We start from the raw sequence: 19,370 nt of genomic DNA on the forward strand, positions 1-19,370 counted from the left end.
TTTTTTTACAGGACACTGCGATCGTTGGTCAACAAGCCCTATAATTAGTGTTCCTTTCCTAACCTATCTAGTTTGGCTACTAGATGTAGTGTAGTTTCCTGTATGACCCACTCAATCTCTAATCCCGTGAATTATCTGCAAGAATGGAACAGTAGCTGTATCGATGACCAACTCACCCGCCTGAACGTTATCCCTTTAACTGGCACTTGCCCATCGAACTATTTACTCTACGCGGATACATTACCACGACGCAATGATGGTCGTGTCAGTCACCGCATCCTCAAACGCTACGAACATACAGAACACGGGGGATGGTGGTGTTCCGGAATTGACCTACTCACAGGTAATGATGACCTCTGGGGTTGTTTCAAGCCCAGTTCTCCTCGGCACAATACTCAGACAGGAAAACCGATTAAATATGAACATCCGCCTCTAACCCCCACAGGTATCTTTGCCCTGCGTGTCCCCCTACATCTGTGGCAAGGTATTGCTAATCGCTATAACATGACGCTTCCATTTGATCATGCAGAAACGTTATCATCAATCGCCCCCAGTCAGTCCCTAAAAGAGCCCCTACACATTCAAAACTATGCCCTCGAAGGCGGTGAAGGGTCAACAGTTGCCAGGGGATTTTGGCAGTGGCTTATCGCCCATCCAGAAGTTCCTTTGTGTATTACTGAGGGCGCAAAGAAAGCGGGGGCTTTACTCACCGCCGGCTATGCAGCCATTGCCCTCCCTGGTGTATTTGGGGGCTATCGTGTCCCTAGAGATGAACAGGGACATCGTATCGCTAAGTCTCGCCTCATCCCCCAGTTACTCAAATTAGCAACGCCGGGGAGAACGATTTATATTGCCTTCGACCAAGACACTAAACCAAGTACAATCAAAACGGTTAATGCGGCTATTCGCCAGTTGGGATATTTATTAACCCAACAGAGATGTTCTGTCAAAGTAATCAGTTGGCATCCAGACCAAGGGAAAGGGGTGGATGACTTAATTGCCATCAGTACTCAGACAGCATTTGACCAAGCCTATCAAACCGCCGTCCCCCTCGATACCTGGAAAGCCCAGTCCTTAACCCGCCTGACGTATCCGCCCACGGTACAGGTAAATCACCGCTATTTAGGGGAACTATCGATTCCTGAGGATGCCAAACTGATTGGGATTAAATCCCCCAAAGGGACAGGGAAAACCCAATGGTTAGAAACGATTGTCAAAGACGCCATCAAGCGCCAGAAATGGGTTTTGGTGATTGGTCATCGAGTGCGACTCCTGGAGGCGTTGTGTCAGCGCTTTGGCTTGAACTATATCACTCAGGTACAGGATGGGGATACAGGTGCTACTTTAGGCTATGGTCTGTGCGTTGACTCTCTCCATCCTACTTCTCAGGCTAGGTTTGAGGCGGTGAACTGGTCAGATGGGGTGGTGATTATTGATGAAGTGGAACAGGTTCTTTGGCATGGGTTGGATTCGGATACTTGCAGTAGTCATCGAGTGGCGATTCTGAAATCCCTAAAGACATTGATGCAGAATGTTTTGGCAGGTGAGGGGCAAGTCTATGTGGCGGATGCGGATTTGAGTGATGTCTCTATCGATTACTTGATTTCTTTATCGGGGGTTCCCCAACATCCTTATATTATTCACAATACCTGGAAACCCAGCGAGTTGGAATCGTGGCGGGTAAACTATTATCCAGAACCTAAACCAGAACGATTGATTCAGGACTTGGAACGGCACATTGCAGCTGGTGGGAAACCCTTTGTTTGCCTTTCTGCCCAGAAACGGGGGAGTCAGTGGGGAACTTGTACGTTGGAGGCGTATCTGCGTTCTCGATTTCCTGAGGCGAAGATTCTCCGCATTGATTCAGAATCCCTAGCTGAACCGACTCATCCGGCGTATGGCTGTATGGGTGATTTGGATGGGGTTTTGAGTCAGTATGATATTGTTTTGGCAAGTCCGGTGATTGAAACGGGAGTCAGCATTGAGTTGCAGGGACATTTCACCTCGGTTTGGGGGATTGCGATTGGGGTGCAAAGTGAAAACTCGGTGCGTCAGGCGTTAGGGCGGGTGCGGCAAAATTTGCCTCGGTTCCTGTGGGTGGCGCCTGGTGGGTTTAATCGGGTGGGAAATGGTTCAACGTCGATTCCCGCTTTGTTGACATCGGGACGGCGTTTGACTCAGCTTAATATTCGATTGTTACAACAATCAGATTTTGATGCTATTGATGATATTGAGACGGGTTTTCAGGCGGAATCGCTATTGTGCTGGGCAAGAATGGCGGTAAGGCATAATGCGTCCATGTTTCAGTATCGCGAATCGGTACTGGCGGCGCTGCGGGAGGAAGGGCATCAGGTGGTTGAGGTTTCGGATCAACAGACGGGAGGAGAGGCTAACCAGACACAGGGGAAGGTTGAAGCAGATTCGCTGACGGCTGCGATCGCGGCGGTGAAAGACCAAAATTATCAAGCAGAATGTTTAGCGATCGCCCGGGCTAAAAATCTCAGTGATCATCAGTATAATACCGGGCAAAAACGATTAGTGAAAACCCTTGCTCAACGACGCGCGATTCGTAAGTATGAGTTAAAGCAGCGTTATCGGATTCCGGTTACTGCTCAACTTGTGGCTAAGGATGATCAGGGTTGGTATCAAAAGCTATTGCTGCATTATTTTCTCACGATAGGGCGAGACCATTTGGCGCAACGGGATGCGGCGATGGCACGTCGATTGATTCAATTAGGGGGTGGAAGTATTTTTTTGCCTGACTTTAATCGTTCTCAATTGGGGGCGGCGGTAGGGACGATGGAACTTTTGGGAGTGCCCGTTTTGCTGGCAGATAGGGGGCGTGAGTTACGAGGAACTGATCAGGATTTGCAGGCGATGGCGCGATTGGCACTATCGGATCGGGCGTCGATTAAAACGACGTTGGGGATTGGATTGGCGTCAAATTCGACACCCATTCGCATTGTCCGGCGTTTGTTGGATAAGATTGGCTATGGACTTCAATGTATTGGTCGTGAAAGTAAGCGTTTAAATCGCGTGCGCGTTTATCAGGTGGTTCATCCATCGGATGGTCGATTTGAGGTATTTCAGCAGTGGTTGGCGCAAAGCTGTGAGGTGTTAGAGATGTCTCATCAACGACTGGATGCTTTTTCAACACAGACAAAAATTGATGCAGGGGTTGACTATGTGCAGCTTTGTCTTAATTTCTCGGATTGTTGATTGTCATTCGTTATTCGTCATTAGTCCTTTGTCATTCTGAATTGAGCGACAGCGGAATGAAGAATCTCATTAGTGCACCATGGGAGAAAAATAATCCTGATGCCGCTCAATAAATAGTGTAATATAATATCAGTAACATTGCAGAAGGTCGAGCAAATGTTTAATCTGATTTACGAGTTTAAGTTAAAGCCAACTAGCGCCCAAATAGCCATCTTTGGTGAATGGCTGGAACAATGCCGCAGAGTTTACAACTATGCCCTTTGTGAGCGCAAAGATTGGGTAAACAGTCGTAAATGTCAGATAAATGCTTGCTCGATCAAAATTGCTATTTATCTACTCAGAGGTAGGAACGGGCATTTCTACAGCAGCTCGAACCAATAGCAGTGGTGATGCTGGGGATTTGCAATTATGTTTTTTAACGCAGAGGAACGCAGAGGTTTTCGCAGAGGGCGCAGAGGTGATTGAAGGATGGGGGGATAATTTTATAGAATGGGGGCAATAACTGGAGATGATCGGACAAATAACAAAGGACTAATGACAAATGACAAATGACAAATGACAAATGACAAATGACAATAGGAACTTGTTCTGATTTACCCCCAGCATTTCCTGATCATACTCAAGTCTTTTGGCTGATACAATGAAGATTTGGCAAGAGGCGGCGCATCTCGTGGAAATTGCCCGGGGCGGGTTTATTTGCATCTGGGTAAACTAGAAACGATAGTGGTGAAACCCTCCCCTACATGGGCGCTATGATGTTCTGCGATTTGGTATCAGTGTTTGTGTTGATTCCTCAATGCTTTCGTGATTTTTTTCCATTTTTCCTTCTCGGCTAAGGAGGCTTTTTGGTCTTGTTTCCTGGCTAAATAGTGAAGTTCTTTTTGCAGTTTTTGATAATTCAGGAAACGCTGATTATCAAGGGTGCTATTTTTCAAGGCTTGTTGCACTGCACAACCGGGTTCCTCTTGGTGTTTACAATTGCGAAAACGACAGTGCTGGGCTAAGGTGTCGATATCGGTAAAGGTATCGGCTAAACTTTCCTCGTCTGCCCAGATCTGAAGTTCCCGCATCCCTGGAGTATCGATCAGCAAACCTCCTGAAGGCAGGGGAATTAATTGGCGATGGGTGGTGGTATGTCGCCCTTTACTATCGTCCGAACGGACTTCTCCAACCCCTTGCACGACTTGACCGATTAACTGGTTCACCAAAGTGGATTTGCCGACGCCTGATGAACCTAGTAAGGTAACTGTTTCTCCGGGTTTTAGGTAGGGTTTTAGGGCTTCTAATCCCTGATTTTTGACGGCACTTAATATAATTACATGTACACCAAAAGCGATCGCTTCAACAGCCTCTTGCTTTTCAGCAATATCCTCGCATAAATCCGCTTTATTGAGGACAATTACAGGATTCGCGCCGCTTTCCCACACCAAAAGCAGGTAGCGTTCAATGCGCCGCAGATTAAAATCTCCATCCAAACCAGAGACCAAAAATATGGTATCGATATTCGTGGCAATAATTTGGACTTCGGTTTTTGCGCCAACGGTTTTCCTTTGAAATTGACTTTTTCGGGGCAAAATGCGATGAATTATCCCATGTTTACCTTCATTGGTGAGGCGAATTACCACCCAATCTCCTACAGCCGGAAAGTCCTGACGTCCAGTTGCTTGGTATCGCAGTTTGCCGATAACCTCTGCTGAGAGTTCGCCTTTTTCGGTGTAGAGACGGTAGGTATTTTTGTACTCTAGGGCAACTCGACCAATGGTGTAGCCTTCTTGCCATTGGGAATTGAGGCTGTTGGCAAAAAATTGACTCCAGCCTAATGATTCTAAATTCATTGGTTTCCTCAGTGTCTGTTGCTTGATTTGGGCAAGGCGCACAGAGGATTTTTCACGTTCTTTAGCCTGAGAAATCACGCGATCGCGTCAAACCCTCTGTTGTTGCCTTGAGTTGTTTTATTGGGGTGGAAATGGTTACAACCTCAGACATGGAGTTATCCTTCCGGGTATTTCCCGACAACATATTTATGTATTATACTACAAAAACACTACAGTGATCTCAGAAAATGATAAGGGAAAAAATAACCGTAGATAAGCTGACAGAATAGCTTCTCCCCAAAAAACTGTCAATCCAGCGCCTAAAGCTAGAAAAGGTCCAAAGGGTATTGGTTGTCGCCGATTCAGCCAACCCATCGCCATGGCACCGCCCCCAGCAAACGCCCCGACTGCACAGGCTAAAAACCCAGCTAATAGTAAATACTTCCATCCTAACCAAGCCCCCATCATTGCGGCTAGTTTGGCATCTCCTCCCCCCATGGCGGTTTGCCCAAAGATGATAGAACCGACTAGGGTGATGATGTCAAATAACCAAATTCCTAGAACAGCCCCGCCAATTCCGGTCATGAGTTGAGCCGATATATCTGAAAGTTGAGCCGTCTGGGAAAAAGCGAATGCGCCTTGAAAGACTATACCCACAACTAAGCCCGACTGGGTGAGCGAGTTGGGTAGAGTCATTGTATCGAGATCAATTAAGGATAGGGCTAATAACCAGCTTAAAAATGCCCAATATCCTAGGGTTTCTATGCCCAAACTATATCGCCAAAATACTAATAAAAATAATAGTCCCGTGATTGCTTCGATTAGGGGGTAACGCCAAGAGATGCGACTATGACAATGACGACAGCGCCCTTTTAACCACAGCCAACCCAGGATAGGGATATTTTCCCGTTTTCCTAATTTATGTAAGCAATGAGGACAACGTGAGGGGGGAAAAAGTATGGATAAATTGGCAGGTAGGCGATAAACCACTACGTTGAGAAAGCTACCAATTGATGCGCCGAGGGTAAATAGGATTAGAGAGGTTACGATGATAATTAAAGTATCCATGTTGAATCAAGTTGTAGGTTGGGTGGAGGAACGACACCTAACGAGTTTAACGTCAGACATTGCCTACCAGCTTTAAGTTAGTACGATTTAACTTATAATCATTTCTGGCTAGACTTTGAGGTAATGGGTGCAAAGGATTAGGGCGAATGCCACTGACTTAAGTTGGGTTCGTAGTAGGCACGAAGCGTGCCAGAAGCGCTAAAGCGCTTACTACAAACTCTAAAGTCAGTGACATTCGGATTAGGGCGAAGGCAGCGCAACTACCAACAAACTATTCCACTCTCCATAACCATGATTTTGAATGGGGTTCTTCTGTTAATTTATGATTGGCTTGAATTCCTTGCTGTAAGGTTTCAGTGGGTCGATAAACAAATATGGGGGAAAATGTATCCGGAATTTCTGGAATACCAGGAGGTAAAACCATCTGGAGATGAACGTCTCCATTGAGGGAATGACTGAGAGAAAACATAATTCCCGGAATTTTATCACTAACCACTAGGGGATTTTTGGTTTGATTGACAATTTCAGCTACTTGAGGATTATATCGACTTTTACTATGACTTTTGTGCCACCACACCGGAAATTGGGCGCTGACGATACAGGAGAGAATACCACAAAATAAGAGTGCGATCGCGCCCTGTTGCCAGCGCTTCAAATGCCTTGTCTTGCCGTTGATTGCAGTAGTTTTGGCTGCTATCAAATAAGCGACTGCTATCTGAATCCCTAAATAACTGGGAATGGCGTATCGGGTAATACTAGAACGACGCCCCCCTAAAATGACATCGGGTCCAATTAGGGCAATTCCGGTAACGCCAATTAAGGTGATAATAAACACCCAAGCGTTGAGGGGGGCTTTGCGGTAAAGATAGTAAAGCCCATAGCCGGCTAATAAAGCACTGAGGTAATGCAGTGGACTAAATGGACTGGTTCCTTGATTCACATCAAAGAAAATTCGACTCAAGTTTAATCCCCAAAATAAGGGTAAAAATCCTTCTCGATTCAAGTTAACTGAGGCGGTATTATCCACGAATTTGGAAAAATGGCTAATCACAATCCCTAGCCATGGTAAAAATAGGAGTAACCCGAATAGGGACGATAATAAATAACTCGTCAGCCGCCGACTCCAGCGGAACCCTTCAGTGACTAAAATATAAATGCCATGTCCAATCGAAACAAATGCGGAAAACGGATGAGTATAAAGTCCCAGCGCTACACTGACTCCGTAAATTCCCCAACTTAGTAAGGTTTTCAATCGCATTGCTCGCAATAACGCCGCACTTGATAGTAAAATTGTTACCGTCCATAAACTATATTCCCGTGCTTCTTGAGCGTACAAGACATGGAACGGAGAAATCGCTAGAATAGCAACACCAACCCAACTTACTGTAGATAACCCAAAGAGTTCCCCACATAACCAGTACATACAAGGAAATGCTAGGAAACTGATTAATACGGATAAGCTGCGAATTGTGATAATTGAATCCGGAAAGATTTGCAACCAGAACCGCGCCATTAGATAATAAAGGGGGGAATGTTCTGGATTTCCGGCTAAGGCGTTAATCGTGTCATTGAGATTTTTTTCCGGTGTGGGATACTGATACTTCTCTAAGAAGGCTTTAACCGGAATCACCTCTCCGTCGAAAGTCTGCTGGATGACTTCGGTTTGGGTATATCCAGAGATTCGCATCGAGGTCATCGTCTCATCGTACCAGTAAACCTTGCGATCGAGGTTATAGAAGCGGAAAAATATCCCTAGTACGATTAAGGCGATTGCTAAATTTCGCCACCCGGTTGGACTTAATGGTAATTTTTTTAACATAATTCATTTATTCCAATAAAAATTTTATCAGATGTTTGATAACACTGATTTCGCTGAGTAAGCAGGAACGGTAGTGGTGGGGACTTGGCAGGTTATTCCCACTGATTTCACAGAGGTGTTAGTTCTCAATGGGGCTAAGGATGACAAGATGTTTGCCCCCGGATAAAAAATGATTAGCTTGTGGGATGACTATTTCGTCGTCTGTGTCAATCTGTGTGCTTCACTATTTACTGTTCTATCTGTGCTATTCCGTCTGTGCAATCTGTGTTTTTGTCAAGTCTTGGTTATGATTTTTATCGAAACTTTAAAAAAATACATGGGTTTAAGGTAACATTGGCAGTGAGGCGAAAACTAAAAATTATACAAAGTTTTACGAAGCTTAAAGGGGTTTAGCTATGTCTAGATGATTAAAACTTACAAAATACTCACCATAAATACTATACCTGAAAACCGCACATTTTTCTCACAATCGCCGTAACCCTTGAAAATTCGTAGATTATTCGGGAAAAGGGGTCGAAAATGAGCAATTATGACTTTTTGTTAAGACGAGACTCTGATTGGAAAATTTAAATATTTTTGGGAGGAAGGAATAGTATAAATTATCAAAGCTTGACAAGTTGAGCCAAAACAATATTGAGTCAAGCTACAGATATGTCAGTAGCGAAGGAGAAAGACCTACGTCCCAAAGACTCAACTTACTTGCGTTGACATGCACCCGTTCCCCTATTCCCTGTTAAGTAGTTCCCTGTTGCCTGAAAAATGGAAATTGAACGTTTTAAACTCTCAAAATCAGCTAAAGACCAACTCACTAAACTCAAACGCTATACTAAAATTGATCAGTGGAATATTCTTTGCCGTTGGGCGTTTTGCCGTTCCTTGGCGGAACCCACTCAACCTTCACCTGTCCCGATTCCGGCTGACTCGAATTTGGAAATGACGTGGCGGGTGTTTGGTGGTGAATTGGCTGATATTTTGTTAATTGCGCTGAAACAACGCTGTCATAATGATGGTTTAGGGTGTGATAAGGAGACTCTGACTACTCAATTTCGTCTTCATCTCCATCGGGGGATTGGGTATTTAGCTGGTGATCCCACGATTAAGACAATTGAAGATTTTATGGGAGTGGAGGGGTTTTGATTAGTTCTCTCCCTATCACTCTCAACAGACGGCTATCTCTTTAAATGGTTTGTTTAAGCCATTGAGTTTCCTTTCACCCACCCAACGCTTGGTTCTTGAGCGGGGTTTATAGGCGCACACATTTTCCCATGATGAAATAGTACCTGAAATTACAGCACAAGTCAAGGGGTTAGCCTTCATCTTGAATTCGCCTTGAAGAAAGGATAAGTGGGTGGGTTCAGAGGGGTTATGATTAAACAGTTTGCTTCATCAATTGAGTAACCGTCTCACCCACCCTACAGGTTAACCTGAGGTATTTCACTGTCTATAAAAACAGGCGTGGACTAGGGAGAGACTGTTTATCCATAAGCACAAGTTAAAGTTACTATAAACTTATAGGCAATCTTCATTGTGGTTGTTTAGAATATCGGTTAACTCGATTATCGGTGAGTAGAGAATTCTCAGCTCTATTAGCGTGATAACTAGCTCCTGATTTTAGCAAGGAAAGACATTTACCCTGTATTGATTTCAGGCTAGCTGTTCGAGTTACGGTGAAATGATTTATTCTTTTAACCAAGAAATAAGGCTGATAAGGGAACCGCATCTCCTCAACAGGTATAAGACGTATCTACCCCAAAAATCCGGACAGGTATCACAGGTTTGGGTAAGTAATAGCGTATCACTGTCAATGGCACGATATGTCTATTTCAGTTTCCAGTATTTTAGTTTAACCCTCAGAAAACCTGTCACCAAAGAATTATCAAGTTTAGGGGAATCTACAACGGTGATGACAGCTTACCGTTCAATTGATAGCGCTATAACAAAAGCGTAGTAGTCAGCAGTAAACCGCAACCGGAATGTCCTCTTTTCAGGACTTCGCTCACCCCCCTATAGAGATACCTATGACACAAAAATCATTGCTAGAAATCTTTGAGTATATTTTCTTAGCGGGTTCCGCTGTCGGAACTGTTGTAGCGACGACATCTCAGCAGGTTGCTTATGCAGCAACGCCTTTAACAGTAGCGTTGGCTTTGAACCTGGTTAACCGACGCAACATGGTACAGCAGACACAGGATAACACCAGAAGTGCGATCGCGGAAACATATCAAATTATTCAATCGCTACATCAGCAAGTCCAAGTTATCCCCACTCTTAATACTCAACTCAACAGCTTAGACCAACAATTTAATGCTCGACCAGAGAAAACGGCGATTGAGGATCTAAAAGCCTCGCTGACTGAGCTAACTGAGCAATTTAAGCAACTTAGCCAACACTTTAATACTCGTCCCGAACTGCAAACCATTGAGCAGTTGCAAACCACAGTCGCTCAATTCACAGAACAGTTTAATACCCTCAGCACCAACTTTGCTCAGCTATCGACTGAGCCAGAGGTAGACTTGAGTCGTATTGAACAAGCCATTTTTGAGCTGACGGAGCAATTTAGCCAACTCTATCAACAATTCCATAGTCGTCCGGAACTTGAGGATATTGAGCAATCTCAGATTGCTGTGGCTCGACTCCATGAACAACTCAATCGGATTAATACTCGCCTTGAGCAGTTACCGGCTGCATCTGAGGTAGACTGGATTCATCTCGAAGGCGCGATCGCACAAATTACTACTCAAGTTGAAACCTTAACCACTCAGGTTAACACCCAATCCACCGCAACCACTGATCTCACCGGGATAGAAGCCACACTCTCAGAACTTACTGAAGAACTTAGCCAACTCCAGCAACAGTTCCAGACTCGTCCGGAACTACAAACCATTGCACAACTTAGAAACCAAGTCGCCACCCTCACTCATCGTCTAGAGGAGTTATCCACCGCGCCAATAACAGACCTAATCAGCTCTGAAGCTGCGATCGCACAAATTACCCATCAAGTTGAAACCTTAACCACTCAACTTAACACCCAACCCACCGCAACAACCGATCTGACTGAGCAATTTAGCCAACTCCAGCAACAATTCCAGACTCGTCCCGAACTGCAAATTATTGCACAACTGACGGAGGAACTAGAAACCCTCAGCCATCGCCTGGATCAGCTTCCCACAGCACCAACCGCCAACTTAAACGGTTTTGAACCCGTTATTGCACAGATTACCAGTCAGATTGAAACCTTAACCGCACGAATTAATACCCTCCCCCTCTCCGGTGAAACTGACTTCACCGACATAGAAGAAGCGATCGTGCAAATCCACGGTCAGATTAATACAATCCAGCAACAATTCCAGAATCGTCCCGAACTGCAAATTATAGAGCAATCCCAAGCCACGATCGCGGACTTGAGTGAGGAACTCGAAACCATTCGCCATCGGTTGGATCAGCTTCCCACAGCACCAGCCGCCGAGTCAAGTGCGATCGCAGAAATTACCGAGCAACTGGAACTTTTAACCACTCAAGTGAACATTCTATCCCCGATTTCCGACAGGGATTTACAGGGGGTAGAAAATGCGATCGCAGAAATTACCGAGCAACTGGAGAGATTAAGCACCAGAGTTGATAGCCTTCCCTTAACCTCAGCCGTCGAAGCCACAGACTTCAGTGAAATCGAAGCCGCAATTATTGATTTTAATCAACAACTGAGCCAACTTGATCAACAATTTAACACCAGACCCGAACTAGAAACCATCGAGCGATCGCAAACTGAAATTACCCAGCTTGCTGAAGAATTTGCCATCCTCAATAGTCGCCTTAACCAACTCCCGACTCCGTCACAGGAGGGGGTAGAACAGGTGATTGGGGAGATTCGGGTGCAAATTGAAACCCTAAACCAACGGCTGGATCAACTTTCCCTCCCCTCCCCAACCGATGTCAGTCAGTTAGAACAAGCCATAGTTGACATTACCGAACAAATCGACAGCTTAACCAGCCAAGTCAACACCCTATCTGTAGTTTCAGACACTGAGGTATTTGACGCAGAAGACACCCTGTCTCAAATCCAAAGTCAGATAAACACACTCAATCGACAGTTCCAGAATCGACCGGAACTTCCAGAACTTGAGCAAACTCAAAGTGCGATCGCGCAACTGAGTGAGGAACTTGAAACTCTGAGTATCCGCCTGGATCAGCTATCAGCAGCGCCAGAGGGTGATGGTAGTGTCACTGAACAAACCCTGGCTGAGATTACAGGTCAAATCGACACCTTAACCGAACGGGTAAATACCCTCTCCACTCCCACAGATACAGATTTGAGTGGGGTAGAAACGGCGCTTTTTGAACTAACTGAACAAGTTAGTCAGCTTCAGCAACAGTTCCAGAATCGTCCGGAACTCCAAGAAATCGACCAATCTCAACGTGCGATCGCGCAACTGAGTGATCAACTCGAAACCCTCAGCACCCGCTTGGATCAATTACCCATTGTCCCAGAGGTAAACGTAAGTGCGACAGCACAAACCATTGCTGAGATTACCGATCAAATCGACACCTTAACCGAACAGGTGAATAGCTTATCCACTCCCACAGAAACGGATTTGAGTGGTGTCGAAGCCGCACTTTTTGAACTCACTGAGCAATTTAGCCAACTCCAGCAACAGTTCCAGAATCGTCCGGAACTCCAAGAAATCGACCAATCTCAACGGGCGATCGCTCACTTGAGTGAACAACTGGAAACCCTCAGCACTCGCCTAACGGAGTCACCCACTGTCCCAGAAGTAGACTTGAGTGGGATTGAACAAACCATTATTGAGATTGCTGAGCAGATCGAAACCTTAACCGAACGAGTGGATACAATCAGCACTCGCCTGGATCAGTTACCCAGTCTCCCAGAGGTAGACTTGAGTGGGATTGAACAAACCATTGCTGAGATTGCTGAGCAGATTGAAACTTTAAGCGAACGGGTGAATACTCTATCCACTCCAAGAGAAACAGATTTGAGTGGGGTAGAAGAATCACTTTTTGAACTCGCTGAACAATTTAGCCAGCTTCAGCAACAGTTCCAGAATCGTCCGGAACTCCAAGAAATCGACCAATCTCAACGGGCGATCGCTCACTTGAGTGAACAACTGGATACTCTGAGCATCCGTTTGGATCAATTACCGACTGTACCAGAGGTAGATTTAAGTGCGACAGAACAAACCATTGCTGAGATTACCGGTCAAATTGAAACTTTAACCGAACGGGTGAATACCCTATCCACTCCCACAGAAACAGATTTGAGTGGGGTAGAAGAATCACTTTTTGAACTCGCTGAAGAATTTAGCCAACTCCAGCAACAGTTCCAGAATCGTCCTGAACTCCAAGAAATCGACCAATCTCAAACCGTTATTGCTCGTCTGAGTAAACAACTCGAAACCCTCAGCACTCGTTTGGATCAATTACCGACTGTACCAGAGGTAGACTTAAGCGCGACAGAACAAACCATTGCTGAGATTACGGGTCAAATTGACACCTTAACCGAACGGGTGAATACTTTATCCACCCCAACTCAAACAGATCTAAGCGGAGTCGAAGCCGCACTTTCGGAACTCGCTGAAGAATTTAGCCAACTCCAGCAACAGTTCCAGAATCGTCCTGAACTCCAGGATATGGAGCAATCGCAAATCGTAATTGCTCAACTGGCTGAACAACTGGAGACGATGAGTAGCCAGCTTAACGAAATTTCAGCAGCGCCAGAAGTAAACTTGATGGAGATCGGATCAGCGATTATTGATGTTCACAATCGCCTCGATGAGCTAACGGCGCGTTTCGAGCAACTTCCGGGGATACCCGACATTGAACCCAATCAGGTAGCACCCACCCTCTTCGATTTAGTAGAAGAGGAGATCGTTTCACCGCCACCCCCCATACCCACAATTCCGGCTGTAGAACAAATTGAGCAACTTCCAGAAAATGAAGCCATCGCACCGCTTACGGATAAGCTTAAATCCCTGAACCAACAGTTCCACAATCAGCCAGCCACCCAAGCGGTTGAGGGATTAAAGATGATGCTGATCCAGTTAACGGATCAGATCAATATCATCACATCTCGTTTAGGTGGTTTACCAACGACACCAGACATTGATCTGAGTCAGTTAGAAACAGGGATTACAGAGGTTCATATTCAACTCGACGCCTTTAGTAAACAGCTCGATGATCGACCAGAAGTCCAAGCCATTGAGCAATTACAAGAGGCGATCAATCAGCTTGGCGAGCAGATTTATACTACCTTGGTGCAGTTAAATGAGAAATCAATGTCTGCTAAGGAAAAAGACGACGCTCTCAAAGACATCGATTTTCAGTTGGATGCGATGGAGTTGTGTCTAGAGAATTTACCAATGCTGGCTGAGTTAGAGTTGAGTGGGGTTGAAGGGGCGATCGCGGGGATTGAGGAACAGCTTGACAATTTAACCCAAACCATCGCCGAGAATCAAGCTGCACTCTTTGAAGTCGATCTCAGCGGTGGAGAGGAGGCGATCGAAGATATTAATCGTCAGATTGAGGCGCTCAATCAAAAAATCAGTTCCCAATTGGATAAAGCAACGATTAAACAATTAGAAGGCGCGATCGTTCAGCTCAAAAAACAGCTTGAGGCGGTAACGTTTAAGCTAGAAACTTTGCCCGTGGCTGCGGATGATATTGACTTCGGTGCAGAAGAACCAGACATCTCTGATTTCCAGTGGTGATTGGTGATTGGTGATTGGTGATTGGTAATACCAAATCCGGGTTGATTACCCCCTTTATAATCTAGTCCGCGCAGGCGGACTTTGTTTGTGTAGCCGTGACTTCTAGTCGCCCAGGCAAAAAGGGGGTTTCAAAGGCGGATTTGGGATAATTGGCACTTGGTGATTTGTGATTGGTGATTGGTGATTGGGCGAAGATTGGGCGAAGCATTCGCGTTTAAATTTGAATAGAAAACCGATAGATCTGGGCGCGAATGCTTCGCCCCTACGCTGTCACCACCTGGGTAATAAATGTCTCCACTAATGGGACTTGGAACCGATAACAAGGAATACCTAATTTATACCAAATCCGGGTTGATTATTCCCTCTATAATCCAGTCCGCGCAGGCGGACTTTGTTTGTGTAGCTGTGACTTCTAGTCGCCCAGCCAAAAAGTTAGTCGGGGCGGGTTTAGTCACATCCCTTGTGCAACCGAAAAGATAGTAGTGAAACCCGCCCCTACACAGGCGCCATGTCCGACTAGCGAAGCGGAGGATCAATGTCGTGAAACGTCAGATTTGCCTGAGTATCTTAAAGGAAGAAACGGAAAAGTTCAGTCTAGTGTAAACGGTTCTAATAAATGAATTCCATCCAATACTCGCACCAGCCAAGCATTAAATTGTACAATATTCTTGACCCCTAGCCAGTAAACGACAAACCCCGCTCTAACTAGCTCATAACTGAGCTTATCTACTTGGTAGTGAGGGGCTTCACCGTAGAGAATAAATCCGGGCTGAACACCCCAGATCAGGGCTAGGGTTTTGGCTTGGTCAAAATCTAGGGCTTCGTAGTGACTCGGTAATAGAATATGTTTGCCGTTTAAGAGCAAACCCACTCGACCATCGTACTGCACACGAATCCATTGGTCTTTTGGAGGAATCCATTGGAAAAATTCCTCAATAGCCCACTCGTCTAGAAGGGTAGAGTTTGTGTAAGACATTGGACTAGATGTATCGCTTTGTAGCTTAGATCACTATTGTATTGCGGTCATCCGAAAAATGTATTACACCTTGACAATCGGTAACACAGGTAACAGCCAAAAAAGAAGTTTTATGGCTAGTGCCATATCGCCTCAGTAAAATAAACTGGGTTCGTAGTAGGCACGAAGCGTGCCAGAAGCGCTTGAGCGCTTGCGACAAACCTAGGTAAGAGTACTTATGGCATTACCTCACCGCATCCTAATCGGTGAACTCTCTAAGTGTCAACTTTGATCGCCCCCCTGTCGTCAGCTAGCTGGAGAATAGCCAAAGCCGCGCGATCGCACACGCCTACGTCCCCCAATAGCTCACGCATTTGTTGATAATTTGTCAGGGTTTGTTGACGTTTTTGGGGATCAAACAAAAGTTCCATAGCTTCTCGAACCAAGTTTGCTGGAGTAGCATCCTCTTGGAGTAACTCTGGCACAATTGAACGCATCACCACTAAGTTCGGGGGTGACATGAAAGGAATGGAAAACTTGAGGAAAGTACGGGCAATCCAGTAAGTCAACGGACTCACACGATAAAATACGACCTGGGGAACATTCAGAAGCGCCAGTTCCAAATTCACTGTACCTGATTTGGTAATCGCTAAATCGGCTGATGCTAATACCTCGTGAGTTTGCTCACTCACCAAGATAGCCTGAAGCCCATAGTCTTGTATCGCCGCTTCAATCGGTTTTCGATAGGCTTCTAGAGATAAGGGAATCCAAAAGATCGGGGATTTGTCATTCGTCCTTTGCTCTCCTGCTCCCTCTGCTCCCTCTGCTCCCTCTGCTCCCCCTGCTCCCTCTGCTCCCCCTGCTCCCCCTGCTCCCCCTGCTCCCCCTGCTCCCCCCAATAACTTCCCTTGAAGCTGCAGGGCGGCGGAAAAGATAATGGGCATCATGTATTTGATTTCTTGATGTCTGGAGGCGGGTAAAAGCGCGATCGCAGTTTGGTTGGGTTGAATCCCTAGCGCCGCTCTAGCTTGCTCACGACTCGGATAAGATTGGATGCGATCGACCAAGGGATGACCCACCCAATGGACAGATGCGCCTTTTTTTTCAAAATAACGGGCTTCTTCGGGAAATATCGCCAAGAGTTTGTCGGTCATTTCCACAATTGTGGCTGTATTACGGGGAGAGAGTGACCAAACCCATTCTTGAGGGGCGATGTAATACACCACAGGAACTTGGGAAAGCTGACGCTGAATAAATTTGCCAATACCGAGATTGGGTCCCATATAGTCAATGAGTACCACCAAATCTGGGGGATTGTGTTGAAGATACTGTTTAGCGCGACGCTGGATGGTTAAGGTTGGCAGAAAAAATGGCAAAGATTCTAATAGTCCGACTGAGCCAATCCCTGTAGTATTTCCTAATAATGTGGCACCAGAAAGCGCCATTTTTTCGCCCCCTAATGCCACAACGTTTAAATCTAATCCTTGGTGAGTTGCTTGACGTTTCAGGGCGTCAATTAACATTGCTCCTTGCAAATCACCAGAGACTTCACCCGTACTGATAAAAATCGTTTTTTTAGTCATTCGTCATTCGTCATTTGTCATTTGTTATACCAAATCTCAGTTAGCTATCCCCGTAATAACCTAGTCCTTGTCAAGCGGACGCAAGGCAAGTGTAGCAGCGATTTTAATCGCCATGGCTTCACTGGGTTGGGGCGGGTTTAGTTGCATCCCTTGTGAGGCGAGAAACGATAATAGTAAAACCCGCCCCTACACACGCACCAAATCTCCTCGAAGGTTGTGAAGGGTCAAAACTCTCCCCTGTCTTGGCTATGATGAAAACGACGACCCGGAATGGAACCACGCCGTCCAGCTAATTGCGATCGCTCTAAGAATAGGCGTAGGTGCTGTACCTGTTCATGGTCAGATATTAGATTAAGTTGTTCTAGGGCTTGATTGAAGGTGTAATCGGAACGGTAGAGCATCCGGAATGCCTTTTTTAGGTCTTCTAGGGACTCAGCACTTACTCCTGCTCTTTTGAGACCAACTAGATTGAGCGATCGCACTCGTGCGGGGTTGCCTTCTACTAACATATAAGGGGGTACATCCCGGTCAATGCGACTCATTCCTCCTACCATTGCCAGACGCCCAATGTGGACAAATTGATGAATGCCTAAAACGCCACCAATGGTTGCTTTTGATTCAATATGAACATGTCCGGCTAAAGCAACGCCATTGGCGATAACCACTGAGTTTTCTAACACGCAATTGTGAGCGACGTGAACATAAGCCATTAACAGGTTATTATCCCCAATAACCGTAGCTTCTCCCGCACCCGTTGCTCGATTAATGGTGACATATTCCCGAATCCGATTATCATCACCAATCCTGACCCAGCTTGGTGCGCCATCATATTTTAGGTCTTGCGGCTCCAAGCCAATCGCTGCCCCGGGAAAGATTTGGTTTCTCGCGCCAATTTCCGTCGGTCCTTCTAGAACCGCATGAGCCCCAATCTTCGTCTGTGAACCCACTTTTACATTATCACCAATGACCGCATAAGCACCAATCTGAACTGTCGGATGCAGTTGGGCGCCAGGGTGGATTACAGCAGTAGGATGAATCAGTGTTGTTGCCATATAGCGATCCTATTTAAGTCGTGAACATGCTAGTGAGTCAAAGGAACTCGGAACAGGGGACATGGGACAGAAAATTTCCCAACTTATCTATAAGCTGTGAAGTTAATATAATCAAAATCGCTCTAGAACTTCTCAAAAACTGTAACACCAGTCACCCCACAGACTAATAAGGCACGTCTGAAAGATGACTTTTTGTTACCGCGTCTTGTTGTCATTTTGAGATTGGGAATTATCCCTAGCGATCGCAGACTAAATTTCAGGTGTGATCATCTATGCTGACGCCCGTATTTTACAGTGCAGCAGGAGTAAGAACTCCAGGAGCGCTAACCCGAATTTGGGATAGCGCAGGTGCAATTTATTCGACCAGAGAAAACATCAATTCCCCTTCGGCAACTCGCTGATCGTCAACGACTGCACGAGCTTGCATCTTTCCAAAACGACGGCGCTTGACTGACACGAGTTCCGTTGTCATCACCAGTTGATCACCAGGTACGACAGGACGACGAAAACGAACCTTGTTAATGCCGGCAAAAACAAACAAAGCGTCATCCATATCAGCCATTTGTTTTAAAACAATGCCACCAACTTGAGCCATGGCTTCAACAATCATTACCCCTGGCATCATTGGGCGTCCCGGGAAATGTCCTTGGAAATAGGGTTCATTAAAGGTGACATTCTTGATGCCAACAGCTAGCTTTCCCGGAACATATTCAATAATGCGGTCAACTAAAGCAAACGGATAACGATGGGGCAGGATTTTATGAATGTCTTCAACCGTGAAAATTGTTTTGGTTGATGACTCAGACTGGGCTGGGTTGGCATTTTCAGTGGAATCATCGTGAGTGTTAACGTCAATCAAGGTAGACATGAGTAAATTAGGATAAAAATGAGTATCAGTGAGCGGCGGATGAGCAGTGACCCGTTGAGTGAATCTGTAAACTCATTAGAACTCCTCCGTTGTGGGAAACCCCGTGTCCCTTCGCTTCGCTTATCGGGCAAGCTTCAGACCGGGGAGGAACGCGCGGTAGCGGTTTAAGAAGCATACCCCTTTCGGGGTGGAGGGGTATGGTTGCCCCTCCTGTGAGGTATGGTTGCCTCAATCTCCTTTCGGGTAAAGTTAGCTTCGCCAATGTTATCGGTC

General features: G+C 45.7%; 10 protein-coding genes and 1 pseudogene. 4 read left to right on the forward strand and 7 right to left on the reverse strand.

The genetic code is table 11. From position 1 onward, the window contains the following. Nucleotides 1–126: 126 nt before the first annotated feature. Both RIM23_RS04035 and RIM23_RS04040 read left to right on the forward strand, forming a co-directional pair. Complete coding sequence (locus tag RIM23_RS04035; RefSeq protein ID WP_446364690.1) at nucleotides 127–3,219, forward strand: plasmid replication protein, CyRepA1 family; 3,093 nt, start codon at nucleotides 127–129, stop codon at nucleotides 3,217–3,219. Between the two features lie 156 nt (nucleotides 3,220–3,375). After that, a pseudogene (locus RIM23_RS04040) lies at nucleotides 3,376–3,540 on the forward strand (helix-turn-helix domain-containing protein); the annotation flags it as partial. Between the two features lie 452 nt (nucleotides 3,541–3,992). Here the strand turns inward: RIM23_RS04040 and rsgA are convergent. The 3 genes from rsgA to RIM23_RS04055 all read right to left on the reverse strand — a co-directional run bounded on the left by rsgA (nucleotide 3,993) and on the right by RIM23_RS04055 (nucleotide 7,920). After that, nucleotides 3,993–5,054: a ribosome small subunit-dependent GTPase A gene (rsgA, locus tag RIM23_RS04045; protein WP_446364676.1), complete on the reverse strand. Its 1,062-nt coding sequence runs from the start codon at nucleotides 5,052–5,054 to the stop codon at nucleotides 3,993–3,995. Nucleotides 5,055–5,252: 198 nt separating this feature from the next. Beyond that, nucleotides 5,253–6,101 carry a prepilin peptidase gene (locus tag RIM23_RS04050; protein ID WP_446364678.1) on the reverse strand — a complete coding sequence of 283 codons (849 nt, stop codon included), beginning with the start codon at nucleotides 6,099–6,101 and terminating at the stop codon, nucleotides 5,253–5,255. A 271-nt stretch (nucleotides 6,102–6,372) separates the two neighbouring features. Beyond that, entirely contained in the window at nucleotides 6,373–7,920 is a 1,548-nt protein-coding gene (locus RIM23_RS04055; RefSeq protein WP_446364680.1) for a glycosyltransferase family 39 protein, read from the reverse strand. Between the two features lie 759 nt (nucleotides 7,921–8,679). Between RIM23_RS04055 and dndE the strand changes: the two genes are divergently transcribed. Both dndE and RIM23_RS04065 read left to right on the forward strand, forming a co-directional pair. Further along, nucleotides 8,680–9,057 (forward strand): DNA sulfur modification protein DndE, encoded by a 378-nt coding sequence (gene dndE, locus RIM23_RS04060; RefSeq protein WP_446364682.1) that lies wholly within the window; start codon nucleotides 8,680–8,682, stop codon nucleotides 9,055–9,057. A gap of 881 nt (nucleotides 9,058–9,938) precedes the next feature. Further along, nucleotides 9,939–14,639, forward strand: a complete 4,701-nt coding sequence (locus RIM23_RS04065; RefSeq protein WP_446364684.1) for a hypothetical protein — start codon at nucleotides 9,939–9,941, stop codon at nucleotides 14,637–14,639. Nucleotides 14,640–15,228: 589 nt separating this feature from the next. Here the strand turns inward: RIM23_RS04065 and RIM23_RS04070 are convergent. From RIM23_RS04070 to fabZ, 4 genes are all read right to left on the reverse strand, one after another. After that, nucleotides 15,229–15,615: a hypothetical protein gene (locus RIM23_RS04070; RefSeq protein ID WP_446364686.1), complete on the reverse strand. Its 387-nt coding sequence runs from the start codon at nucleotides 15,613–15,615 to the stop codon at nucleotides 15,229–15,231. 254 nt (nucleotides 15,616–15,869) lie between these two features. Further along, the gene (gene lpxB / locus RIM23_RS04075; RefSeq protein ID WP_446364688.1) at nucleotides 15,870–17,177 is read right to left on the reverse strand and encodes a lipid-A-disaccharide synthase; all 1,308 of its coding nucleotides are present in this window, start codon (nucleotides 17,175–17,177) and stop codon (nucleotides 15,870–15,872) included. A gap of 224 nt (nucleotides 17,178–17,401) precedes the next feature. Next, a complete protein-coding gene (gene lpxA, locus RIM23_RS04080) occupies nucleotides 17,402–18,229 on the reverse strand; it encodes an acyl-ACP--UDP-N-acetylglucosamine O-acyltransferase (RefSeq protein WP_446364689.1) in 828 nt (275 codons plus the stop codon). Nucleotides 18,230–18,584: 355 nt separating this feature from the next. Continuing rightward, the gene (fabZ, locus tag RIM23_RS04085; protein ID WP_446338841.1) at nucleotides 18,585–19,097 is read right to left on the reverse strand and encodes a 3-hydroxyacyl-ACP dehydratase FabZ; all 513 of its coding nucleotides are present in this window, start codon (nucleotides 19,095–19,097) and stop codon (nucleotides 18,585–18,587) included. Nucleotides 19,098–19,370: the final 273 nt, after the last annotated feature.

Source organism: Coleofasciculus sp. G3-WIS-01, assembly GCF_040223135.1.
In the GTDB taxonomy this organism is placed as follows: Bacteria; Cyanobacteriota; Cyanobacteriia; order Cyanobacteriales; family Coleofasciculaceae; genus Coleofasciculus.